The 24,263-nt window shown below is 61.4% G+C and carries 20 protein-coding genes and 3 tRNA genes; 13 read left to right on the forward strand and 10 right to left on the reverse strand.

From position 1 onward, the window contains the following. Positions 1-73: 73 nt before the first annotated feature. Both D7S86_RS09535 and D7S86_RS09540 read right to left on the reverse strand, forming a co-directional pair. Positions 74-1,573 carry a coniferyl aldehyde dehydrogenase gene (locus tag D7S86_RS09535; RefSeq protein ID WP_121085747.1) on the reverse strand — a complete coding sequence of 500 codons (1,500 nt, stop codon included), beginning with the start codon at positions 1,571-1,573 and terminating at the stop codon, positions 74-76. Between the two features lie 88 nt (positions 1,574-1,661). Beyond that, positions 1,662-2,576 (reverse strand): TauD/TfdA dioxygenase family protein, encoded by a 915-nt coding sequence (locus D7S86_RS09540; protein ID WP_121085749.1) that lies wholly within the window; start codon positions 2,574-2,576, stop codon positions 1,662-1,664. 123 nt (positions 2,577-2,699) lie between these two features. Here D7S86_RS09540 and D7S86_RS09545 point away from each other — a divergent pair, with 123 nt between their 5' ends. Continuing rightward, positions 2,700-3,401 carry a TetR/AcrR family transcriptional regulator gene (locus tag D7S86_RS09545; protein ID WP_121085751.1) on the forward strand — a complete coding sequence of 234 codons (702 nt, stop codon included), beginning with the start codon at positions 2,700-2,702 and terminating at the stop codon, positions 3,399-3,401. Positions 3,402-3,412: 11 nt separating this feature from the next. Here the strand turns inward: D7S86_RS09545 and D7S86_RS09550 are convergent, their stop codons facing one another. Then, complete coding sequence (locus D7S86_RS09550; protein ID WP_121085753.1) at positions 3,413-4,903, reverse strand: amino acid permease; 1,491 nt, start codon at positions 4,901-4,903, stop codon at positions 3,413-3,415. Between the two features lie 376 nt (positions 4,904-5,279). Between D7S86_RS09550 and D7S86_RS09555 the strand changes: the two genes are divergently transcribed. From D7S86_RS09555 to D7S86_RS09560, 3 genes are all read left to right on the forward strand, one after another. Beyond that, positions 5,280-5,355 (forward strand) — tRNA-Thr (locus tag D7S86_RS09555). Positions 5,356-5,655: 300 nt separating this feature from the next. Further along, on the forward strand, positions 5,656-5,802 hold the full coding sequence (locus D7S86_RS29770) for a hypothetical protein (RefSeq protein ID WP_166444110.1): 147 nt from the start codon (positions 5,656-5,658) through the stop codon (positions 5,800-5,802). A gap of 191 nt (positions 5,803-5,993) precedes the next feature. Beyond that, positions 5,994-6,596, forward strand: a complete 603-nt coding sequence (locus D7S86_RS09560) for a chorismate mutase (RefSeq protein ID WP_121085755.1) — start codon at positions 5,994-5,996, stop codon at positions 6,594-6,596. A gap of 101 nt (positions 6,597-6,697) precedes the next feature. On the opposite strand, the gene D7S86_RS09565 is transcribed toward D7S86_RS09560, so the two are convergent. Next, the gene (locus D7S86_RS09565) at positions 6,698-6,901 is read right to left on the reverse strand and encodes a cold-shock protein (protein ID WP_121085757.1); all 204 of its coding nucleotides are present in this window, start codon (positions 6,899-6,901) and stop codon (positions 6,698-6,700) included. A 385-nt stretch (positions 6,902-7,286) separates the two neighbouring features. Between D7S86_RS09565 and D7S86_RS30645 the strand changes: the two genes are divergently transcribed. The 3 genes from D7S86_RS30645 to D7S86_RS09580 all read left to right on the forward strand — a co-directional run bounded on the left by D7S86_RS30645 (position 7,287) and on the right by D7S86_RS09580 (position 9,917). Beyond that, a complete protein-coding gene (locus D7S86_RS30645) occupies positions 7,287-7,472 on the forward strand; it encodes a hypothetical protein (protein ID WP_420813224.1) in 186 nt (61 codons plus the stop codon). A 759-nt stretch (positions 7,473-8,231) separates the two neighbouring features. Further along, positions 8,232-9,374, forward strand: coding sequence for a porin (locus D7S86_RS09575; protein ID WP_121085761.1), 1,143 nt, complete (start codon positions 8,232-8,234; stop codon positions 9,372-9,374). 171 nt (positions 9,375-9,545) lie between these two features. Beyond that, complete coding sequence (locus D7S86_RS09580) at positions 9,546-9,917, forward strand: transposase (protein ID WP_121085763.1); 372 nt, start codon at positions 9,546-9,548, stop codon at positions 9,915-9,917. A 202-nt stretch (positions 9,918-10,119) separates the two neighbouring features. On the opposite strand, the gene D7S86_RS09585 is transcribed toward D7S86_RS09580, so the two are convergent. Further along, a tRNA-Arg gene (locus D7S86_RS09585) sits at positions 10,120-10,196 on the reverse strand. A 117-nt stretch (positions 10,197-10,313) separates the two neighbouring features. Here D7S86_RS09585 and greB point away from each other — a divergent pair. Next, entirely contained in the window at positions 10,314-10,892 is a 579-nt protein-coding gene (greB, locus tag D7S86_RS09590) for a transcription elongation factor GreB (protein WP_121085765.1), read from the forward strand. 281 nt (positions 10,893-11,173) lie between these two features. On the opposite strand, the gene D7S86_RS09595 is transcribed toward greB, so the two are convergent. From D7S86_RS09595 to D7S86_RS09610, 4 genes are all read right to left on the reverse strand, one after another. Continuing rightward, positions 11,174-13,561, reverse strand: coding sequence for a RelA/SpoT family protein (locus D7S86_RS09595; RefSeq protein ID WP_121085767.1), 2,388 nt, complete (start codon positions 13,559-13,561; stop codon positions 11,174-11,176). Between the two features lie 92 nt (positions 13,562-13,653). Then, positions 13,654-13,857, reverse strand: coding sequence for a DNA-directed RNA polymerase subunit omega (rpoZ, locus tag D7S86_RS09600; protein WP_121085769.1), 204 nt, complete (start codon positions 13,855-13,857; stop codon positions 13,654-13,656). Positions 13,858-13,965: 108 nt separating this feature from the next. Continuing rightward, on the reverse strand, positions 13,966-14,574 hold the full coding sequence (gmk, locus tag D7S86_RS09605) for a guanylate kinase (protein WP_240648086.1): 609 nt from the start codon (positions 14,572-14,574) through the stop codon (positions 13,966-13,968). Between the two features lie 125 nt (positions 14,575-14,699). Beyond that, positions 14,700-15,641 carry a YicC/YloC family endoribonuclease gene (locus tag D7S86_RS09610; RefSeq protein ID WP_121085771.1) on the reverse strand — a complete coding sequence of 314 codons (942 nt, stop codon included), beginning with the start codon at positions 15,639-15,641 and terminating at the stop codon, positions 14,700-14,702. Between the two features lie 172 nt (positions 15,642-15,813). Here D7S86_RS09610 and rph point away from each other — a divergent pair, with 172 nt between their 5' ends. The 5 genes from rph (at position 15,814) to D7S86_RS09635 (ending at position 20,206) form a co-directional block, all read left to right on the forward strand. Then, positions 15,814-16,554, forward strand: coding sequence for a ribonuclease PH (gene rph / locus D7S86_RS09615; RefSeq protein ID WP_121085773.1), 741 nt, complete (start codon positions 15,814-15,816; stop codon positions 16,552-16,554). Between the two features lie 194 nt (positions 16,555-16,748). Further along, positions 16,749-17,372 carry an RdgB/HAM1 family non-canonical purine NTP pyrophosphatase gene (rdgB, locus tag D7S86_RS09620; RefSeq protein WP_121085775.1) on the forward strand — a complete coding sequence of 208 codons (624 nt, stop codon included), beginning with the start codon at positions 16,749-16,751 and terminating at the stop codon, positions 17,370-17,372. A gap of 96 nt (positions 17,373-17,468) precedes the next feature. After that, positions 17,469-18,662: a radical SAM family heme chaperone HemW gene (gene hemW / locus D7S86_RS09625; protein WP_121085777.1), complete on the forward strand. Its 1,194-nt coding sequence runs from the start codon at positions 17,469-17,471 to the stop codon at positions 18,660-18,662. 97 nt (positions 18,663-18,759) lie between these two features. After that, positions 18,760-18,849: transfer RNA gene (locus D7S86_RS09630), tRNA-Ser, on the forward strand. A gap of 154 nt (positions 18,850-19,003) precedes the next feature. Next, complete coding sequence (locus tag D7S86_RS09635) at positions 19,004-20,206, forward strand: tyrosine-type recombinase/integrase (protein ID WP_121085779.1); 1,203 nt, start codon at positions 19,004-19,006, stop codon at positions 20,204-20,206. 1,137 nt (positions 20,207-21,343) lie between these two features. On the opposite strand, the gene D7S86_RS09640 is transcribed toward D7S86_RS09635, so the two are convergent. Next, positions 21,344-24,217 (reverse strand): DUF927 domain-containing protein, encoded by a 2,874-nt coding sequence (locus D7S86_RS09640; RefSeq protein ID WP_121085781.1) that lies wholly within the window; start codon positions 24,215-24,217, stop codon positions 21,344-21,346. Between the last annotated feature and the right edge of the window lie 46 nt (positions 24,218-24,263).

Consider the following 24,263-nt stretch of genomic DNA (forward strand, 5'->3'; position numbering starts at 1 on the left):
ATTACATACTTCGTACGCGTGCGTTGCAAGCGCCGTGCGGATGCCGTCTCGACGTTCCCGTGCGAGACGCGATTCAACGGATGTCAGACCGGTCCACGTCGAATTTGGGGATGGCGTACAGGGCGGCCGCGACGTCGGCGCCGAAGTACCAGCGCATCGCGAGCCGCTGTGCCCAGCGTCCGTAAGGCGGATGAAACAGCTCGATCGGAAAGGCGCGATGTTCGGAGAACACGGCCTTCGCATGCGACAGTTCGCGAAAGCCTTCTTCGCCATGATAGTTGCCCATGCCCGACGTTCCGCTGCCGCCGAACGGCAGATCGTGATTGAGTACGTGCCAGCCCCAGTCGTTGAACGTCACGCCGCCCGCATGCGTCTCGCGCAACAGACGTTCGCGCTCTTCGCGATCGTGTCCGAAACAGTAGAGCGCAAGCGGACGCTCGTGGCAGCGGATGAAGTCGATCGTATCGTCGAAGGACGCATACGCGAACACGGGCAGGATCGGTCCGAAGATTTCCTCGCGCGCGATGCGCATGCGCGGCGAGACGTTCGTGACGATGTGCAGCGCGAATTGACGTGTTTCCGGTGAATTCGGTCCGCACACGATGACGTGCGCGCCCTTGTCGCGCGCATCATCGAGCAGGGCTTCCATGCGCGCGTATCCGCGCGCGTCGATCATCGACGTCGCGGATGCCCCATCTCCGGCCTGCGCGTCATGCGCGCGCCGCGCATGCTCGCAGAATGCGTCGACCGATTCCTGCGGCACGAATGCATAGTCGGGCGCGACGCACACCTGCCCCGCGTTGGTCAGCTTGCCGTGCACGATGCGCCGTGCCGCCGTCTCGATCGACGCCGAACGCAGTACGACGGCGGGCGACTTGCCGCCCAGTTCGAGCGTCACGGGCGTCAAATTTCGTGACGCTGCCTGCATGACATGGCGACCGACCGCGGGAGAGCCCGTGAACACGAGATGATTGAACGGCAACGCGCAAAAGCGCCGCGCGCAATCGGCGTCGCCTTCAACGACGGCCACTTCGTCCGCATCGCAGACGTCTTCGAGCAGCGCGCGAAGCGCACGCGACGCATGCGGCGCGTATTCCGACGTCTTGATCATGCAGCGATTGCCCGCCGCGAGCGCGGTCGCGAGCGGCCCCAGCGCCAGGTAATACGGAAAATTCCACGGCACGACGATGCCGACGACGCCCTTCGGCTGATAGTGGACCGCCGCGCGATTCGTCTTGAACAACAGCTCCGTGCTCCGCCGTGACGGCCGCATCCAGCGGCGCAGATGACGCCTCAGGTGATCGATATGCAAGAGCGACGGCAACAGATCGACAAGCAGCGTCTCGTCCGATGCGCGTATGCCGAAGTCCTCGCGGGCCGCGTCGGCGCAGACCATCGCGTGCGTTCGGATCGCGTCTCGTAGTCGACGCAGCGTGGCGCGCCGCGCGTTGAGCGAAGGGTATGGCGCGTCCTTGAATGCGCGCCGCTGCCGTTCGAACGTGATGTCGATCGTATCCCACGCGCGAGCGCGGTCGAAACCGCATGCGTCGATCTGTGCGTCTGTTTCCAACATATTCACTGCATGCCTCTCTTCGGTCTTGCGGATGCCACGGCGCGTCGGCCATACCGACCGTTCGTGCCGTCGCCTGTTTGTGACGCGATCAGACCGGCACTTCACCGATGATCGTCGCGCGCATCATCCGGCGGCGCGCGGGGAAGTAGTCCTGGATCGCGTAGTGCTGGGTGGCGCGGTTGTCCCAGAACGCGATCGTGTTCGGACGCCATTTGAGTCGAACCTGGTACTCGGGAATCGCGGCTTGACGGAACAGGTATTGAAGGATGTCCATTTCCGCGAGCCGGAAATCGAAGCCCACGCGAACATCGTTCTTTTCGACGAAATTGGCGAGGTGCGTCGTAAACGCTTCGTTCACGTAGAGAATCCGTTCCTGCGTTTCGGGATGGGTCCGTACGACCGGATGCATCACGGGCGGATACGCGGCCCGGCGCGCCGTGCGTTCGTCGTCCGTCATGCGCGTGCCGAAAGCAGGCAACAGATCGTGGACGCCGACGAGGCCGTCGATCGACTCGCGCACCGTCTGCGGAAGCCGTGCATAGGCGGCCGCCATATTGACCCAAAGCGTATCGCCGCCGACCGTCGGACATTCGACGCAACGCAGCACGGATCCCATCGAGGGTCGCGCGCGCCAGCTCACGTCCGTGTGATAGACGTTCTCGCGCGCGGCCGTCGTGTGGTCGCCGCCGAGCAGCACGAGTTCGGGGTGTTCGGGGTGATGCGGAAAGACGGGATGGATTTCGAGATCGCCGAACCGATGCGCGAAGTCGACGTGTTGTCGCGGGGTGATGTCCTGATCGCGGAACACGAGCAGCTTGTGTTCAAGTAACGCGGCGCGAAGCGCGGCGTATTGATCGTCGTCGAGCGGCATCGTCAGATCGATGCGTCCGACTTCCGCGCCGATCATGGGTGAAATCGGATCGATCGTGAACGAAGTCTTTCGTACTCCGGATCGAATAATCGCTGGGGCCGCCTGCTCGGCCGTGGCCGTTTCTGCGTTCATATGCCTCTCCTGTTCTCGATACCGCGCAACGGTTTCCCGGGGGCGCGAACGAATTGGTAACGTCCGCTATCTTTTGAAAAGATAATATGGACTACCATTCGGAGGGTCAATTCAGGGTTTTCCATGTCCAAGCCATCCGAACCGCCTTTGTCCATCGCCCTCGGCAACCAGGACGGATTCGTCGCGCCGCGCTACAAGAGCGGCCAGCGTTCGGCCGACGCGTTGCTCGAGGCGGGCCGGGCGCTCCTCACGCATGTCAGCTACGAAGGACTCAGCGTCAGCGAACTCTGCAAGCACGCCAACCTGACGACGGGCGCGTTCTACCGGCGGTTCGAGGGCAAGGAGGCGTACTTCCTCGCATTGCAGCGGCTCGCACTCGACGACGGGATGCGCACGCAGCGCGCGCTGACGACGCATCTCGACAGCGAACACGGCGCGCGGATCGGACTTCAGGATGCGTGCGTGCGCGTGGTCGACGGCGTGCGGCAATGGCACTTGCACCACCGCGGGATCTTGCGCGCATCGATGCAGCGGCGCGACCACACGTCGGGAGGATGGCAGCCGTTCAAGGAACTGGGACGCGAGTTCATCCGCGATATTTCACAGCGGCTCATCCGCACGCCCGAGCTTTGCCAACGCACCGATGCATCGCGGCGGCTCGCGGTCGGATTCCAGATCGTGATCGGCACGATGATCAATGCGTCGCTCAACGACCCCGGACCGATCCGGCTCGAGGACACGATGATGACCGACGCGCTTGCGCAAACGCTCGCGCTCTATGCGCAAGCGTTCGCGCTACGACCGGAGCCCGCGGACTCCGACTGACCCGCGCGCGATCAGCGCGTGCGTTCGCGCATCCGGCTATGCCGGATGCCATAGCCGAAATAGATGACGATGCCGATTGCCATCCAGGCGACCAGGCGCAACCACGTATCGGCAGGCAGACCGGCCATCAGGAAGACGGCCGAGATCGCTCCGAGCGGCCCGACAATAAAGACCGCCGGCGTACGGAACGGCCGCTCGATCTCGGGATGCGTGATGCGCAACACGACGACGCCGATGCTCACGACCGCGAACGCGAACAATGTGCCGATGCTCACGAGTTCGCCGACCAGACCGATCGGCAACAGGCCCGCGAGCACGGTGACGACGATGCCGGTCACGATCGTCGTGATGTGCGGCGTACGAAAGCGCGGATGGATCCGGGCCGCGAACGGCGGCAGCAAGCCGTCCTTCGACATCGTGTAGAAAATTCGCGGCTGGCTCAGCAGCAGGACCAGGATGACCGAGGTCAGACCGAAGATCGCGCCGAGCTTGATGATCGGCGCGAGCCAACGCATGCCGATCGCATCGATGCCGACCGCGATCGGATCGGCGACGTTGAGCTTGTCGAACGGCACGATGCCCGTGAGCACATACGAGACGAGCACGTACAGGATCGTGCAGATGATCAGCGAACCGAGCAGACCGATCGGCATATTGCGTTTCGGATTGACGGTCTCCTGCGCAACGGTCGACACGGAATCGAAACCGATATAGGCGAAGAACACCACGGCCGCGCCGCGCAATACGCCGCTCCACCCATACACGCCGTCGTGACCTGCATTAGGCGGAATGAACAGGCCGTCGGGGTTGTGCGCGGTCACCCAATGCGCGCGATCGACAAAGGCGAAACCCGACAAGATGAACGCGACAACGATCAGGACCTTGATCACGACGATCGCGCTATTCACGCGCGCGGACTCGCGAATACCCGTCACGAGCAGGACCGTGATGACCGCGACGACGAGCATCGCGGGAATGTTGAGGAATGCGCCCGTGTGACTCCAATGCGTGACGGGGTCGTAGGCGAATGGCGCCTGGGCGAGCGCCGGCGGAATCTCGATACCGAAGCCGCGCAGAAAACTCACGACATATCCGGACCATCCGATCGCGACGGTCGTCGCGCCGAGACAATACTCGAGAATCAGATCCCATCCGATCAACCAGGCGATGAATTCGCCCATCGTGGCGTACGCATACGTGTAGGCGCTCCCCGAGACGGGGACCGTCGACGCCATTTCGGCATAGCAAAGCCCGGCGAACGCACACACGATCGCGCCGAAAACGAATGAAAGCACGACAGCCGGTCCCGCATTCGACGCCGCCGCATGACCGGTTAAAACGAAGATACCGGCTCCGATGATGCAGCCAATTCCTAATAAGGTCAGGTCAAAACCGGACAGCGTTCGTTTCAAAGTCCGATGCCCTTCGCCGGCATCGAAATCGTCTCCCGCATCCGCTTCGGCCTGAAGCGCATCGATTGTCTTTCTCGCGAAAATCGTCATTGTTGTCGTTCCCTGGGTGAACATCGTGTCTCGCTTCACCGCTTGCGCATCGCAATTCTCGCGCCGCACCGCCGGCAGACGCCTTGTGGCACGGAATGCCGGCTACCAAAAAAAGAACGGAGCCGGCACTTCATGGTCGCGATCGATGCTTGCGAACGCGGCCCGAACGCGTACGAGCGTGCGATGCGCGCGTCGAGCGTGGCTACTGGATACCGCATGCTCACGCGTTTCGCCAGACGCACCGCCGCAAGCATTGCGTGCACGGGAACGCGCCACCGGACGCCTTGTGCAAAACACGCCGCGCGTTTTTTTAACGCGTTTGCACAAAGGGGCTTCCATTCTTCAAATAGCGCCGCTATACTCTCGTTTCTTCGTCGCCGGAATAGCTCAGACGGTAGAGCAGCGCATTCGTAATGCGAAGGTCGGGGGTTCGATTCCTCTTTCCGGCACCAGAATTCCCCCTGTAACGGGAAACAAAAAACCCGCTCGATAACTTCGGTTCTCGGCGGGTTTTTTGTTTTGGATCGCGCCGACCGCTTCAATCGCTCGAACGATGCGCACGAACAAAAAAACGCATGCATACGATGTCAACAAAACAATCGGCGCGTCGTTAACAGGCTTACGGCTGCCGTCGACGGCGGCGCCCACAGACGGATGTGCCGACGGCGCAACACCTGTGCGAGCGAATGGACGGGGCGCTGTAACAAGCCGATACACAAGCGGATAATCAAAGGCATGTTTGGGAGATGATCATGGATGCGAAGCCCACGAAGATCCCTGCCCCCGAAAAGGTGGCCAGTCCGGATCCGGAGCCATCCAACGTAGAATTTCTGGCCGATCTGCCGGATCACGTGCGAGCGTTCTTTGAAGAACGTCAGGCACGCCCGAAAACGACCTGAAGAGACGCCCGCATGGCGGCCGACTCGCTTGCATATGGCGAGGAGCGCGCGCGTCGCGGGCTATTTGTTCATCACGCCGCGCCGTACCGGACTGCGGTCATGTCTTGTCATCCGGATCGTCATTGTTTCAGTGACAACTCGGGCCTTCATGCCGCACACTCCCCGCGGTTCCCACATCCGCCGCCGAACGCATGACGCCCCTTGCTCGCCGCACTGCCGCGCTGATCTGCGCATTCGCCGTTTCCACCTCTTTGAGCCTCGCGCCCCGCGCTGCCCACGCAACCGGTGAAACGACCGCTTTGACCAATGTGATCGCGCTCGTCGCCGAGCGTCTGTCGCTCGCGACGCCAGTCGCGCAGTACAAGTGGATCAATCACAAGCCGATTACCGATGCGCCTCGCGAGAAACAGGTGCTCGCCGACGTCGTGGCGCGTGCGTCGTCGCAAGGCGTCGATCCCGACTTCGCGCGCTTGTTCTTCGGCGATCAAATCGAGGCAAGCAAGATTGTCCAGGAGCGCCTGTTCGCGCAATGGCACGCGAGCGGTGCGCCGACGCAAGCCGCGCCTGATCTGTCGGCCGACATCCGGCCGCATCTCGATCGACTCGATGCGACGTTGATTCAGGCACTCGCGCGCGTGACGCCCGTGCGTCATGCCGACGATTGCCAGAGCCAACTCGCGGAATCGCTCGCAAACTGGCGGCAGCTCACCAAATTCGATTCATCGGAATCGGACGCGCTGATGCGCGCGCTCAATCATGTGTGCGAAAGCGGCGGCGTACCCGCGCAAGGCTAGAGCCGGACGCAGCGCGACGGCACGGGATACGCAGGCGCAACGCCAATAAAAAAACCCGCCATCATTTCTTCGGCGGGTTTTCCTGATCAGCCTCGACGCACTTAAAGCGGGCGAATATTGGCAGCCTGCTTACCCTTCGGGCCCGTCTTCACTTCAAACGAGACACGCTGATTTTCCTTGAGCGACTTGAAGCCCTCGACGCGAACTTCGGAAAAGTGCGCGAACAGATCCTCGCCGCCGCCATCTGCAGCAATAAAACCAAAGCCCTTGGCATCGTTAAACCATTTGACAACACCCGTTTCCATATTGCATCCCAAGTAGTTGATGTATACCAAAGTCGGCGCGTCTCTGACCGATTGGGCAGGCACCTCGGTTAATCGGAGGCGGCCCACGCCGAATTTATAAATAGCCGGCAAATTTCAGTCAAGTGTTTTTCGGATAGATCGTCACGTGGTATTCCGCATCACATATCGCCCGCAAACGTTGGCGCGACATTATGCAGCCGGGCCCATTCGAATATGGTACGCAATTTGTAGTGCGACCCCATCGCATTGAAATCATTCAGTATCGATGCATGTCTAGGTGTTAACGCGTCTTGTCTGGTTGAACTCGAGAAATACCATCGAAGTGAGATGCTTCGGATTTCAGGAGTTTTCAATGTTTGTTATCACTCGACGCCTACTCGGCCTGATGTTCGCCCGCCCATCGGCCTCGCCTGCGGCCGCCGCGCCCAGCGCGAGCCCGCCGCCGCTGCCCGAGACGCGAAGCTGGCATGGCGACCATTGGGCCAACCTACTCACGTGCCCGATGGATGCCCGCCACTACGTCCTCGAAGATTGGACTGATTTCGATTCCCTGCCGTCCCGTCAGGTCTGACATTCAGTTCGCGCACACCCAATCTCGAAGGCGAAACGACGCGACGGGAATTCGGCCGGCTTGCAGCGGCATCGACGATTGCACCCTTTGCGCCCTTTGCGCTCTTCACCTGCCGCTTATATATCTCACACACATTCCGTCTTCATGCTGGAATCGCTTAATACATTTGCGATGAAAAAATTACCGAAGAGACATATCGAATACGGTCAATATGATCTAGATAGAATCGCCCACACCAGGTTCCGAATACAGGCCAGACTTGTACGCACGATCGATCGGCCACTTCGCTGATTGACAAGATGCTTTTCTCGTGCATCGTCATCAGCAGCATTCTCGTGAGTCGGCGCTCGCATCAAAGCACCGGGGCACCCTCGAATCCAAGCGGCTAAATCGCATCGCATGCCTTATCGATTTAAAATAAATAAAAATCAATTTTTAACTTCTTTAAAAAGTCACAAAAATTCGCTGTGACGATTTAACAACATTCGTCGAAAACATCCGGATTCGAAACTTCCATACGCCCGCTTCAGAGCCTTCTGTGTCGGGACCGTCCGCATCTCGCTATTTCATCTTTTGAATTTTCCAAAAAGCTAATTCAACTTTTGTGCGTGGTCAGTGCTCCATGACGTCCTTAAGCTCGGCCCGGTCAAGAAATCAGTCGGTGTAGTGCTGACGTTCTTGCCTCGGCGCATCGTGCGCGGCAGCCCGACGAGGGGGCGTGCGGCGTGTGTCCGGGATTCGACACGTACTGGAGCAGATATGAAAAAAACCCTTATCGTCGCCGGCGTGACTGGCTTGTTTGCTGTCGCCGCCCACGCCCAAAGCAGCGTGACGCTGTATGGGTTGATTGACGCAGGCCTGAGCTACACGAGCAACGATGCAGCGAACACGGGCGCGACCTGGCGCGCGACGAGCAACATGACCTCGGGTAGCCGGTTCGGGTTGCGCGGCGCCGAGGATCTCGGCGGCGGTCTCAAGGCGATCTTCACCTTGGAAGGCGGTTTCGACCTTTATTCGGGCGGCTCGAAGAACGGCCTGTTCGCGCGTCAAAGCTTTGTCGGGCTGGCCGGCGATCATTGGGGCTCGTTCACGCTCGGTCGTCAATACGAGTCGATGGTCGACTACGTGAGCCCGCTGAGCCTTGCCAATATGGACAATCGCGCGGGCGGCGCCATGTTCGCGCACCCGTTCGACAACGACAATCTCGCGGGTACGTTCCGGATCAACAACGCGTTCAAGTTCTCGAGCGCGAACTACGGCGGCTTCTCGTTCGGCGGCCTGTACGGCGCGGCGAACGGCGGCTCGGGACTGTCGGACAACAACCGCGCGTATAGCATCGGCGCGAAGTATGCGAACGGGCCGCTGTACCTTGCCGCCGCGTACACGATGCTCAATGAGCCCAACAGCGCGACCAACTCGGGCGGCGCAGTGTCGAGCGACTACGGCATCAGGGCAGACAAGCAGCAGACGTTCGGCGCAGGTGGCAGCTATGCATTCGGTCCGGCTTCGGTTGGCTTCGTCTGGACGCAGACGCAACTCGACGGCGTAATCGGCTATGGCAACGGTACGTTCGCTATGCCGATTTCGAGCCAGAGCGGAAAAATCAACAACTATGAATTGAACGGCAAGTACGCAGTGACACCCGCGTGGTCGCTCAGCTCGTCGTACGTATTCAGTGACGTCCGCTTCGACAACGTGAAGGGCAAGTCGCTGCACGGCAATTTCCAACAAGTGAATCTGATGTCGGACTACGCCCTGTCGAAGCGCACCGACGTGTACGTTGGTGCTGCGTATCAAAACGCGAACGGCGACGCCGACCACGCGTTTATCGCTGGCGCAAGCGGCCCGTCGGAAGGGGACTCGCAAGTGCTCGTGACGGCAGGCATGCGTCACAGCTTCTAAGCTTCGATCCATGAAGCGAGGCGCCGCACCCTTTGGGCGGCGCCTTTTTTTTGGCCGGTCTTCGGTTCTCGGGCCCGCCGTTCAACTCATCGACAATCAGGAACAGGGCACGGTGGATACGTCGGCGATCCGATAGCGCAGCACGCCACGATCCTCGCCCGGACACGCACCATGAGCGATCTCACCGACAACGAATGGAACGCGATCAAGCATCTATTCGAGGACACCCAACGCCCGCGAAAAAGCACGGGAAGGCCATCGGCCAATGCGCGAGCCGTGCTCGATGCGATTCGCTGGATCCAGACCACGGGCGAACGCTGGCTCTACCTGCCCTCGCACTATCCGCCCCAGCAAACCTGCTACTCGAAGTATCTGATCTGGAAAAAGGATGGCCGCCTCAATCAAGCGATGCGCGTGCTCGATGGCGCGATTGCGTCGGGTGACGCGCTGACGGCCGCAGGTCCATCATTCGGCGCGCACGAATCGGAATCGGGCCGATCGCCCGAAGTGGACGCACCAGGATCCGGAGCCTATGCGGCTTGATCCAAACGTCGCGTGGTCACGTTCGCCCCCATCCCGCAGGTCGGCCCGATGTCGCAGAACCCGCAGCGTGGTCCGCGCGTCACCACCGACATGACAGATCGCCGCAGCAGCACGCTCATCACGGAATACGGCGCCAACACCGAATGCGACGCAGGAAATGAAAAAGGCCTTCCATTCGGAAGGCCTTTTTTTACAGCATAAGTGGCGCGGCTGGCAGGATTCGAACCCACGACCCCTTGGTTCGTAGCCAAGTACTCTATCCAACTGAGCTACAGCCGCACATCAGAAGCAAGATTATAGCGAGGACTTGGCGATTTGCAAAGCGTTTTGTTCGTCTCTTTGCTGGTACTCTATGCTTCAAGTCCACGCGTTCCTCGCGCAGCCCGCATTTTCCCCATGAACAAGGCTTTTGTCAAAGAAACTTCATCTTCGGACGCCGACGACGACGATCTTGAGTCGAACGCCCCTCCGATTCCGCCCGGTGCGAAGAACTACATCACCCCGGCCGGCTATCAGCGTCTCAAGGATGAATTGCTGCACCTGATCGATGTCGATCGACCCGACGTCGTGCGCCTCGTGTCGTGGGCCGCATCGAACGGCGATCGCTCCGAAAACGGCGACTACATCTACGGCAAGCGACGTCTTCGCGAGATCGACAGACGTGTGCGCTTCCTCACTAAACGGCTCGATATCGCCGAGGTCGTCGACGCGAGCAAGCAGGAGAATATCGATCAGGTGTTCTTCGGCGCGACGGTCGACTACGCCACGAAAGACGGCAGCGAACATCGGCTCACGATCGTCGGCATCGACGAGGTCGATCTCGACCACAATAAAGTCAGTTGGATCTCGCCGATCGCACGCGCACTCGTCAAATCGAGAATTGGCGATGTCGTACCGCTCCACACGCCCGCCGGCATCGAGCAGATCGAGATCCTCGACGTGACCTACCCGCCTCGGCAAACAAGCTCGCACTAGCCCGCGTCGAGAGGCACCGCAAGCGCTCCAGGCGCGCCATCCCTCGGCCGTCACTGAAGCGGCGCACACGCGTCGCTACGCGGCGCGGAGCATGCATCGATTCAGTCTGTTCGAATGGGCCGTTGCCTCGTCGAGCGCTCAGCCGACATCGATGTCAGCAGACACCCAACAGCGATACAGAAGTACGCGGAACTTGATCGGCCGATCGCCGCTGACACGGTCCGCCGTACGTCTTGCACACGAGACCTGCGCAGCGGCCCGTGCGCTCGCGATGCGGGCCGTCAGTAATCCGATCGATCGCGATCGATCCGGATGCCGCCGTCGTGGCGACCGGCAGGCTCTTCGCTCGGCCGTTCGCGTGCGATCCGCACGACGTCCGGATTCGCCCGCGTCCGGCGCATGACGTTCGCCAGATGCACGCGATCGCTGACCTGGATGATGAAGCGCAGTTCGGTGATGCCCTGCGTAATGTTTTCGTCCATCGCGACGTGGACGATATTCGCGTCGGCCGACGTAATGTCGCCCGCGACGCGCGCGAACACGCCCTTCGCGCTCTTGACGAGCACCTTGACGCCAACATCGAACAGGCGGCCCGGCTGGGGCGCCCACGCGACATCGATCCAGCGCTCGGGATCGCGGCGATGAATACGCTGCGCGACGCGACAGTCGGCGGTATGAATCGCCATGCCGAGACCGATGCCGATATAACCCATGATCGCATCGCCCGGAATCGGGCGGCAGCAAGGCGAGAGCTGCACCGACATCCCCTCGGTGCCCGTGATCACGACCGCCGCCCCACCCGCTCCGCCGCCGTGATGCGCCGCGGAGGCTTCGGCGCCGGCGAGGCCGTTTTCGTCGTCTTCCTCGCGACCGCTCATCAGCACTTCGAGACGCTTGGCCATGACCGCCGCGACATCGCGTCCGAGACCGATATCCGCGAACAACTCCTGACGATTGCGATTCCCCGTCCAGAGCGACAGTTTCTCCCAGACCTCGGGCGTGACGTCCGCCAGCGACAACCGATACGCCTTGAGCGCTTGATCGACGAGTCGCTCGCCGAGCTGCACCGACTCGTTGAAGCGCATCGTCTTCAGATAGTGCCGGATCGCCGCGCGCGCCTTGCCGGTCCGCACGAAGCCGAGCCACGCCGGATTCGGCTTCGAATACGGCGCCGTGATGACCTCGACGATGTCGCCGCTCTTGAGCTCCGTGCGCAACGGCAGCAACTCGTTGTTGATCTTGACCGCGACGCACTGATTGCCGAGATCGCTGTGCACGCCGTACGCAAAGTCGAGCGCCGTCGCACCGCGCGGCAAGGCCATGATCTTCGACTTCGGCGTGAAGACGTAGACGGCGTCGGGAAACAGATCGATCTTGACCTGTTCGAGAAACTCGGTCGAATCGCCGGCTTCGGACTGGATATCGAGCAGCGAACTCAGCCACTGATGCGCGCGCTTTTGGACATCGTTGAGATCGGCGCTGCCGTTCTTGTAGAGCCAATGCGCCGCGACACCCGACTCGGCGATCTCGTGCATCTTGCGCGTGCGGATCTGGAATTCGATCGGTGTACCGAACGGCCCGACGAGCGTCGTGTGCAACGACTGATAGCCGTTGACCTTCGGAATCGCGATGTAATCCTTGAATTTGCCCGGAACCGGCTTATAGAGCGCATGCAGCGCGCCGACGCACATATAGCATTCGAGCGGCTGCTCGACGACGACGCGGAAGCCGTAGACATCGAGCACCTGCGAGAACGACAGTTGCTTGTCGCGCATCTTCTGGTAGATGCTGAAGATCGTCTTTTCGCGGCCCGTCACGTCAGCCTGGATCTTGGCGTCGCCAAGCGAGCGCTGAACCGACTCGAGAATCTTGCCGACGACTTCGCGCCGGTTGCCGCGCGCGGCCTTGACCGCTTTTTCGAGCGTCGCGTACCGGCGCGGGTTGAAATTCGCGAAACTGAGGTCCTGAAGCTCGCGAAACGTATTGTTGAGCCCGAGGCGGTGCGCGATCGGCGCATAAATGTCGAGCGTCTCGCGCGCGACGCGGCGCCGCTTTTCGGTCGGCACCGCGCCGAGCGTGCGCATGTTATGCAGGCGGTCGGCGAGTTTGACGAGAATCACGCGCACATCGCGCGCCATCGCGAGCAGCATCTTGCGGAAATTTTCCGCCTGCGCTTCCTCGCGATTCCGGAACTCCATCTTGTCGAGCTTCGACAGCCCGTCGACGAGTTCCGCGACCTTCGGTCCGAACCGCTCGGCGAGTTCGGTCTTCGTGACGCCCTGGTCCTCCATCACGTCATGGAGCAGCGCCGCCATGATCGACTGCGCGTCGAGTTTCCAGTCGGCGCAGATTTCGGCGACCGCGACGGGATGCGTGATATAGGGTTCGCCGCTTTGGCGATATTGACCGAGGTGCGCCTCGTCGCTGAAGTGGAAGGCCGCCTTGACCTCCTTCAGCTCGTTCTTCTTGAGGTAAGCCGACAGCGTGGCGGTCAGTTTCGCGATTGAAACGACCTCGTGCTTGCGCGGCTGCTCGGGTGTCGCGGTCGGTCCGAACAAGTGCCGGAACGACTGCTCGAGCACGGCGTCGATGTATTTGCGCGCGGAAGCGGCCTTCGACGTCGTCGGCGATTCGACAGACAAAGAGGCGGATGAGGAATCGGAACTCATGCTCGCCTCCCTGATAAGTAAGTCAAATACGCTTGGCGCTCACGCGTATCGGGAACGGAGCGCCATCTGAAAGTCCCGCGATGGGCCTGTCGTCAGACGGGCACCTTTTTCAGCATTTCGATGCCGACCTTGCCTTCGGCGATTTCGCGCAGCGCGACGACGGTCGGCTTGTCGCGACTCTCGACCTTCGGCGTGTGTCCCTGCGCGAGTTGACGCGCGCGATAGGTTGCCGCCAGTGCGAGTTCAAAACGATTCGGAATCTGCTTGAGGCAGTCCTCGACAGTGATGCGTGCCATGGTGGTGAGTTCCTTCCTTATATGCTGCGTATTCTACATGAAGCGCCGAGCGGGCCGTGCGAAGCGAGCCGCGTGCGCGATGTGCGTGCGGCGCGTTTCGCATCGCCTTCAAGCCTGCGGCAAATGAATCCCGAGCTGCATGAACAGTTCGGTGTGCCGCGCATATTGCGAAGCACACCGCAGACGCGTCGCCGCGACGATGCATTGGAGCTCGTTGAGCGCGGTCGGGAACGACTCGTTGATGACGACGTATTCGAAATCGGGCGCGTGCGCGATCTCGCTGCCCGCGGCCAGCAGGCGGCGCACGATCACGTTCGGCTCATCCTGTCCACGCTTGCGCAGACGGTCTTCGAGCACTTCGAGCGACGGCGGCAAAATGAAAATCCCGACCGCGTTGCTGAATTGTTTGCGCACCTGCAACGCACCCTGCCAGTCGATTTCGAGCAGCACGTCGCGGCCGTTGCGCATTTGCTCCTCGATCCATACGCGCGACGTCGCATAGAAATTGCCGTGCACCTCGGCGCTCTCGAGGAATTCGCCCTTGCGGCGGCGTTCCGCGAATTCTTCCTTCGTGCAGAACAGGTACTCGCGCCCGTGCTTTTCGTTCGGTCGCGGCGGCCGCGTCGTGTAGGAAATCGACAGGCGAATCGCCGTGTCGTGTTCGAGCAGGGCGTTCACGAGCGTCGATTTACCCGCGCCGGACGGCGCGATCACCATGAACAAGTTCCCCGGATAACTCCCCGTGTACTCGGCGGGCTTGTCGGCCCGCGCTTCGGATTCGGCGGCGCGCTGCTCGGCCTGCACTGCGCGGGCGTCGCGCGGCGTCTTATCGCTCATTGTTGTCACTCCAGATTCTGTACTTGCTCGCGCATCTGCTCGATGAGCAGCTTGAGCGTCATCGATGCATCGGCGAGTTCCTTCGCGGCGGCTTTGGAGCCGAGCGTGTTGGCCTCGCGGTTGAGCTCTTGCATCATGAAGTCGAGACGCTTGCCGACCTTGCCGCCCTTCTCGATCACGTGGCGCGTTTCGCGCAGATGCGCGTTGAGCCGCGAGATTTCCTCGGCGATGTCGATCCGGATCCCGTACATCGTGACTTCCTGGCGGATGCGTTCGGCCGCTTCCTCGCGCGTGACGACCGTCGCGCCTGCGCCGGAGTCGGCGGCGCCGATGCCGAGGGCGTCGTTGAGGCGCTCGACGATCTTCGCTTGTTGACGCGCGACGAGTTCGGGCACGAGCGGCGTGATCCGCGTCACGATCGCCTCCATTTCGGCCACGTTGCCGAGCAGCATCGTCGCGAGCTGGGCGCCTTCGCGGCCGCGCACGTCGATGAGTTCGCGCAGCGCTTCCTTGCCGCATGCGAGCACGGCGTCGCGCAGCACTTCGGGGGATACGGCGCTTTCGGAGAGCACGCCGGGCCAGCGCAGGATTTCGCCGACGCGCAGGCGTTCGGCGCCAGGAAAGACCGCGAGCACGTCGTTTTCAAGCGTACGCAGTTGATCGAGCGCGCCCGGCAGGATCGTGCCCGCGAGCGTGTTGTCGCCGCGCTGGACGTTGACTCGGATATCGACCTTACCGCGCGAAAGCTTGTTCATGAGCATTTCGCGCAACGTCGGCTCGCAGACGCGCACTTCTTCCGGCATCCGGAAGTTCAGATCGAGAAAGCGCGAGTTCACCGTGCGCAATTCGACGGAGACGCTCGCAACCGCGTCGCCGGCCTCGCTGCCGGCGTTGTCGCCCGCGAGTTCGCGGGTCACGCTGGCATAGCCCGTCATGCTGTAGATCATTGTCCGGTTCCGCGTTGGGGCGGCCGAAGCCGCCTGAAACAATTGAAGCCACGATTATCGCATTTCGGCGCACCGGTCGGCCGGGCGGGCCGATCGGACTGGGGTGCCCGCGTGTTTAGCGCTAAGATGCGGGCTCGTTATTCCCCACCCTCCTGTTTGAGCGGATCCCATCATGTCCTCCAGCGTCTCCCGCCACAGCGGCCGCCGTCCCGACCAGTTGCGTGCGGTACGCATCACGCGCCAGTACACGAAACATGCCGAAGGCTCGGTGCTCGTCGAGTTCGGCGACACCAAGGTGATCTGCACGGCCAGCGTCAGCGAACAGGTCCCCGGATTTCTGCGCGATCGCGGTCAAGGCTGGCTCACGGCCGAATACGGCATGCTGCCGCGTGCGACCCACACGCGCAGCGATCGCGAAGCCGCGCGCGGCAAGCAGACCGGCCGTACGCAGGAAATCCAGCGCCTGATCGGCCGTGCGCTGCGCGCCGTGTTCGATCTCGAGAAGCTTGGCGCGCGCACGATCCATCTCGACTGCGACGTGATCCAGGCCGACGGCGGCACGCGGACCGCCAGCATCACGGGTGCGTTCGTCGCCGCGCATGACGCCGTATCGAAGCTTCTGTCGGCGGGCAAGCTCGTCGAATCGCCGATCACCGACTTCGTCGCCGCGATCTCGGTCGGCATCCATGACGGTGTGCCGCTGCTCGATCTCGACTATGTCGAGGACTCGCAGTGCGATACCGACATGAATGTCGTGATGACGGGATCGGGCGGCTTGGTCGAGGTCCAGGGCACGGCCGAAGGCGCGCCGTTCTCGCGCGGCGAAATGAATGCGTTGCTCGATCTCGCGCAGGCCGGGATTTACGATCTGATCGCGATGCAACGCAAGGCGCTCGAACAGTTGTATGCGTAAGCGGATACGCAGTGCGCCGCTGTATGGCGTGCGCCTTGCGTGCGCGATCGACGTGGCCAAGCGCCGCGTCGGCGCGCGGGGATCTGCGATGCGCGTGCAAGTCCGAGTGCGATCGAGTCTTGCATCCGCGGCATCCGCGCGTGTGTGATGCGCGCATGCACGATGCGAACCCATGAAGAAACGGAATCCAACGAATGAATAGTGAGCGCGGTATCGAGCGTCGGCGCGTCGTCGTGGCATCGAACAACGCGGGTAAACTGCGGGAATTCGCGGCGTTGCTCGACGCGGCGGGGTTCGATCTCGTTCCCCAAGGGGCGCTTGGCGTGCCTGAAGCCGAGGAGCCGTATGAGACCTTCGTCGAGAATGCGCTCACGAAGGCGCGTCATGCTTCGCGGCTGACGGGTCTGCCCGCGCTTGCCGACGATTCGGGGCTCTGCGTGAGAGCGCTCGGCGGCGCGCCCGGCGTCTATTCGGCGCGTTATGCGCAGCGTGCGGGCGGCGAGAAAAGCGATGCGGCGAACAATCGGCATCTGCTCGCCGAACTCGCGTCGCACGACGATCGCCGTGGGCACTATGTCTGTGTGCTTGCGTTCGTCGAACACGCGAGCGACCCGGAACCGATCATCGGCGCGGGACGCTGGTTCGGCGAGATTGCCGAGACGCCGCAAGGCGAGCACGGCTTCGGGTACGACCCGTTGTTCTATCTGCCGGAGCACGGCATGACGGCGGCGGCGTTGACGCCCGAAGTCAAGAATGCGGTCAGTCATCGCGCGATGGCATTGCGTCATCTGCTTGCGCAGTTGCGCGAGCGCGAATAGCACGCGCGGCGCGTGAGCGCGCACCGGCCTGTCCGGGTGCGCACGGTTGGAATCATTGCGCGTTCATCGGTCTGAACGTGTATCGAGGTTGTTGTCATGGCTCAAGTTACCCAAGCCTTTCTCGCGCCCGGACGCATCCGGTTGCCCGCGATGCCCCCGTTGTCGCTCTACGTGCATTTTCCGTGGTGCGTGCGCAAGTGCCCGTATTGCGATTTCAATTCGCATGAGTGGAAGGGCGAAGGCGATTTTCCCGAGGATGCGTATCTCGATGCCTTGCGCGCGGACCTTGAGTCGTCGTTGCCGCTTGTGTGGGGACGGCGCATCCATAGCGTCTTTATCGGCGGCGGCACGCCGAGCTTGTTATCGGCGCGCGGGCTCGATCGGCTCTTGTCCGATATCCGTGCGTTGTTGCCGGTCGATGCCGATGCCGAGATCACGCTCGAAGCGAACCCGGGTACATTCGAGGCCGATAAATTCCGGCAGTTTCGCGCGAGCGGCGTGAACCGTTTGTCGGTCGGCATTCAGAGCTTTAATGACCGGCATTTGAAGTCGTTGGGGCGCATCCATGATTCGGCGCAGGCGCGTCGCGCGCTCGATGTCGCGGCGCAGGTGTTCGACAACTTCAATATGGATCTGATGTTCGCGCTGCCGGGGCAGTCGCTCGACGAGTGCAAGCACGATGTCGAGATGGCGATGTCGTACGGGTCGCCGCATTTGTCGCTCTATCACCTGACGCTTGAGCCGAACACGTATTTCGCGAAGTATCCGCCGCCGTTGCCGGACGAGGACACGTCGGCCGACATGCAGGACTGGATTCATGCGCGCGCGATCGAGGCGGGCTTCGAGCGGTATGAGGTGTCGGCGTATGCGAAGCCGCATCGCAGGAGTCGGCACAACCTCAATTACTGGCAGTTCGGGGATTATCTCGGCGTCGGCGCGGGCGCGCATGGCAAGCTGTCGTTTCCCGAGCGGATCATCCGGCAGATTCGGTACAAGCATCCGACGACGTATATCGAGCATGCGCTCAAGCAGAACGCTGTGCAGGAGGAGCATGAGGTCGGGACGTCGGATCTGCCGTTCGAGTTCATGCTCAATGCGCTGCGTTTGAGCGAGGGATTTCCGGTGCATCGTTTTATCGAGCGTACGGGGCTTACGATGAATTCGATCGAAGCGCCGTTGCGCGAGGCCGAGGCGCGCGGGCTGATCACGCGCGATCACCAGACGATCGCGCCGACGCCGCTTGGACAGCAGTTTCTCAACGATTTGCAGGCGTTGTTTCTGAAGGCGTAGCGCGAGGTTTCAATCGGGATGCGGGCTCGGGTACAATACGCGCCTTGCCGCATCGAGGCGCGTCTCCCCGACGCTCACTGGCCCCGATGCCGACGCAGGAGGTGTGGCCGAGCGGTTTAAGGCACTGGTCTTGAAAACCAGCGAAGGGGTAACCCTTCCGTGAGTTCGAATCTCACCGCCTCCGCCAGGACACCTTTTCAAGACGTCTCATAAAATCCCGGAAAGCCAATACCACAAAGGGATTCAGGCCGATCCATCATCTCACGACGTCTCGCAAAAACTCAAGAAATACCCGAAAATTCCGGGTACTTTTCCGGGTACTTTTTGACTGCTGATTTGCGATGCCTGAGAGCCTTCTTCGAGACCTGCAATGCCGTTTAGCCAAGCCACGTACGACCGTCTATCGCATCCGTGATGGCGGTGGTTTGTTTCTGCTGATCAAGCCGGACGGACTCAAATATTGGCAGTACCGATACACGAAACCCGACGGTCGCGAAGGCTTGATTCAGATCGGCCCCTATCCACGCACGAAGCTCGACCAAGCACGTCTCGCTCGCAACGAGCTGCGCGAGATCGTGGCTCGCGGCGACGACCCGGCCGTGTTGAAAAAGCGCGAGAAGGCCCAACGGCGCAGCGACCCTCTGCGAACGCTGACCTTCAAGCAATGCGCAACGAAGTACATCGAGACGCACACACCGACCTGGCGCAACCCAAAGCATGCGCAGCAATGGACCAATACGCTCACCACGTACGCATACCCGGTCATGGGCGCGTTTCGACCTCGCGACATCGACACTGAACTCGTGCTTCGCGTGCTCTCGCCGATCTGGACCGAGAAGAACGAGACTGCATCACGCTTACGCGGGCGCATCGAGAACATCTTGGATTGGTCGAAAGTGCAAGGTCTGCGTGAAGGCGACAACCCTGCGCGCTGGAGCGGTCACCTTGATCATTTGTTGCCAGCACCATCGAAGGTGCAAAAGCCGAAGCATCACGCAGCGCTCGCGTACTCGCAGGTCAACGCATTCATTCGGACATTGCGCCAACAGGCGGCCCTTAGCGCGAAGGCGTTGGAATTCACGATCCTGACGGCATGCCGAACAAACGAGATGATCGGAGCGACATGGGACGAAATCGATATTGATGCAGCTTTATGGATCGTGCCCGCCGAGCGCATGAAGGGGAAGCGCGAGCACCGCGTCCCACTCTCGACGTCAGCAATCACACTGCTGAGGGCACTCCCGACACGCGGGCGCCCTGGGGTAGTCTTCGAAGGCGTCCGCGAAAACAAGCCCATGTCAAACATGGCGCTGTTGCTTTTGTTGCGTCGCATGGAGCGCACGGATCTGACGACCCACGGATTCCGTTCGACGTTTCGCGATTGGGCGGCGGAGTGCACGGCGTTCGCCAACGAGGTGGCCGAGATGGCGCTTGCTCACTCGATTCGCGACAAGACCGAGAGCGCCTACCGACGTGGCGATCTGCTGGATAAGCGTCGCGAGTTGATGCAAGCGTGGGCTGACTATATCGAGCAAGATGCCTGACGCCGTTTAATGAGTCTTCGGTTGCCGATGTCGCGGGACAATCGCGTCGAAGCCGCGCGGTCCAGCGGACGAACCCAGGCTACCAACGGCCCGATGAAGGCCCGCGATAGAAATTTCGAAGCGAGAAGACGCCGGCCTTGCGCGAGCCAACCTAGGGCCTTTCTTTTGACTCCCCCCCCTCTAAAAAAATTGCCCCGCATAAAAATGCCGCTGAACACGCGGTGCCACCCTCGATCGGTCTGGACTTTTGCCTACCCCCCCCTTGGTCAGTGCCTGACCACCGCAAGTGACCATCTGACCACCTAGGTAGCCAAGTCGTCGTGCCACGAACCGATCTCGCCCACAGCGGAAGCGGCGCGACGCGGGCATCCTTAGCGCGGCTATTTCGCTCGCGAGCATGAACACGTATCGGCGTATGCGAAACGAGAGCAGGCGCACCAGAAGGCGAGATTTCGATAGCGACTGGCTGCCTGACCACCCGAGTGACTACCCTGGAAAAAGTCAGCGGCGACGTTCACAACGGGGCTCGAATTACCCGTATCGAGTGAAGGCCAGAAGGGACCCACGCGATATACGGGTCGCCTATCGAAGCTCGACCACATGCACAGATTCGCGTCGGCGTATCGCATGGCTTTGTTGCCGATATCGAAATGACTGCGCCGTATGGGCTGCGTTGCGATCCATTGACCGCACGCTCGAAACACGGCGTCGTTGCGCAAATCATCCGCCGCAAAGCCTTGTCCGTATTGCCTCATGTGTCCAACGTAATGCACTCGCCACGTTTGCCACATCTGTTTTTTTGCGGGAACATTGGGAACATGGCTTTCAATCGGCCTTAAACCCTTTCCAGATAAGGCTTTCAGCGTTCCCAGTCGGACTGGGAACAACACCGCACGATTTCGGGAACAAATCGGATTGAAGCCTTACTGCATAAGCCTTCGAGCCGTTCCCATTTCTTATTTGGTCGTTTGGGAACAGCCTGACCGATTGTTTCAATCGTCGAATTAATGCCCAAGTCCAGATGCACGCGGAATCTCCGTCTGGGACGTGCAGGCAAAGTGACTTTAACGACGCGGTTCGCGGAATGGTCGCGCAAAGGAAACGCCCGCGCCGTCACCGCAGCACGGGCGCGAACTTTCAGTCGATATCGAGAGTAAAGATCGACGACTGAATCCGGTACACGCGCATTATTCCTTGAGCACCAATGCGCACGTTACTGCTAGTGTGACCATCGGGCTCAGGCCGCAGAGCGCCGGCTTTGACCAGCAAGCGCGCAACCTCGCGAGGGTTGTACCCGCTACAGATTTCCTTGCGAAAGATCTCCGTTAGAACGAGATATTCCATGTCGCTACGCTCTGCGTCCGGCACGGCGATTTTCTCGCCATACTCGGCCATGTGATCGCGATCCGAGTTGACCGGCTTTCCGCCCGACAGGAAGCGCTTGAATCCAGCACGGTGCATCGTCTTGCCCGCGCGATCATCGTCAACCCGTTGCACCCAAGTAAAGCGCGCATCGCCGTGCGCCTCCAGGAAGCCCCGCACTTGCCGCAGCATCGCACTCGCCTCAGCATTGCCTACCCCACCGCGCTCGTGCACCCATGCCTTGAAACACGCATGCGCCGCTTCGATTGCGTAGCCCTCGCCCCATCCCGTACAGCCTGCCGCACTGGCGATTTCCCCGGCCGCACCGACGAGCGCGAAGCGCTGCGCAACGCGCGAGACCTGCCCGTCCGCGCCGTCCGGCACCCATTCGGCGACAAGCGGCGCAACCATGTTGCTCACGGCGTGGCGCATCTTGTCCGCGTTGTTGGACACATGCTGGATGAACTCCAGCCCCGCTTGGCCGTAATGCTGGTTGGCGGCTCGCGTCACGCGATCGGCCAGTTCCTTCGAAGATGCACACCCATGCAGTTGTTCGAAGAGCCCATAGCCGCATCCCGCGTCGGCGGGAACCGTGGCAAGGCGTACGTCCTGCCCTGCCTTCGCCGTCTTGTTGGCCTCACCCATGATCGACGAGAGCGTTTTCTCGCCGCTCGACAGGAACAGCAACCGCCACGTCAACACCGGCTTAGCGGTCGCGTTTCGTGTTGCTCGTCCCTTGCCCGCCTCGTTACCGATCATATAGACGATGTCGCCCACTTCCTTGGGTTCGACTTGGCCAATCTCGTCCAGGATAAGAAGGCCATCGCTATGCTGTGCCGCCGTCGATTCCATCGCGTTGGAGGTAGCCCGCCAGCTCCGCATGTAATCGCGACCACCGAACACCGATGCGGCCGCACGCAGTGCCGTCGTCTTGCCGACCGTACTATTGCCCACCAGATGGAAGCCGCCCGAACCTTGCCCGGAAAACCGCAGCAACGCCCCAGCGAAGGCGGCTGAAACGCAGAACATGAGTCGGCTATTGCCTACGCACAGCGCGGCCAGTTCGCGCTGCCATTCATCCAGCGAACCGCATTGCTTGAACTGACTTTCGATGCTGCCTTCGGTCTGGAATATCGTGCGGTCACCCGTGCCGCCAATCGTCCGATCGGGCAACACAAACGCGTCGCCATGCCAACCGACGCGGCTCGTGCAGAACGCGCGCTCATCGCTTCTTGCCGTCTGGATGTAGCTCGCCAGCCGTTGCTTCGCCGTCGATGACGGATCGATGTTCAGCCCCATATCCATAAGGATGGCGCGATACTCCGCACCGTCGCCGGCCAGCATACGGCGCGGCATCGCCCAGCGCTTCGGGTTGCCGTCGCGATCCGAGAATTCGAGTAGGACGCCCCACTCCATGCCGGATTCATTGCGGGACTCCGCCGCGATCTCCAACGGATCGCAGATCCATTGCGGCGGCAACGCATTGCCCTCACGGTCATAGCCTTCGTACCACACGCCGCGATCGTTGACGCGAAACCGCGAACGGCCGTCACCCGCCTGCGTCGTTTTAGACCGCTTAGCGGCCTTCGGAGATGGCGAAGCCACCTTGACACTCACCGATGTGTCTGAGACGCTTGCAGGGCCTGCACCGCTCACGCACGCCGCCACGGATTCCGCACCGCGAAGCGCGACCATGTCGTTGAAGTCGGTTGCGTTGGCAGGCCGCTTATCACCGAATTCCGGAACCGCCACAAAGCCGCCCACAGCGTCGGCCGCCGCACGCGCTTTTGTGACACCCGGATTGCCATTCGTTCTGTAATCGTCATCGGCACACAAGACGATGCGCGCGTGCGGATGCAGCTTGCGCAGCGCGGTCGCGACGGCCAGTAGATTGCCTTTGTCGAAGGCCACGGCCACGGCGTGCCCCGTCACTTGCGCGAGCGTCGCAGCGGTCGCATAACCCTCGGCGATCAACACAACCATGGACGACGCACCGAGCTGATCGCCGATAAAGCAATAGCAACCGGACTTGCGCCCGTTGGACAGAAATCGCTTTTGCCCATCCTCAAGGATGAACTGGAGCGTCCAAAGCTTGCCGGCCGGATCACGCAACGGCACGACGAGCGCACCATCGCACGCGGCCGTGCCGATGCGCAGATCGCCGCGATAGAGGCGCAACGCGTCCGGGCGGATGTTCTTTCGTGCGAAGTACGGATGAACGATCGGCGCAGGCCACGCCGCATCCCAGATGCGTTGCGCCTCGACCGCTGCTGTCGCGTGCCGTGCCACCTCGCGTTCGCGCTCGCGCGCATCGCGGTCAGCACGCTCAACATCGCGCCGTGCACGCTCGGCCTCGTCGATGGGTGTCGCCTTGTGTACTCGCGGATCAAAGCCGTTCGCCTTCGCGAGGTGAAAAAGCGTGTTGATACGGATCGCGCCGCCCTTGAACGATTTCCACGCGTCACGCGCGTCGCGCGCGTTGTAACTCGTCGCTTGTTCGCTCCAATCGCTCCAGAGGGCGAAGCCTTCTTCGCCGAATTCCGCCTTCAACGCCATCCCGGCCTTGCGCCACGTTTCGCGATCGTCAGGCGGGATATAGCCGAGCGCGACACGGGCGCGCTCGAATTCAGATAGGGTTGTATCGCTCATAGATTTCCGGGTCGTGCAAAGGCAACGAACGTGCCTCCGCCAATAG

The organism is Pararobbsia silviterrae (genome assembly GCF_003628125.1).
In the GTDB taxonomy this organism is placed as follows: domain Bacteria; phylum Pseudomonadota; class Gammaproteobacteria; order Burkholderiales; family Burkholderiaceae; genus Pararobbsia; species Pararobbsia silviterrae.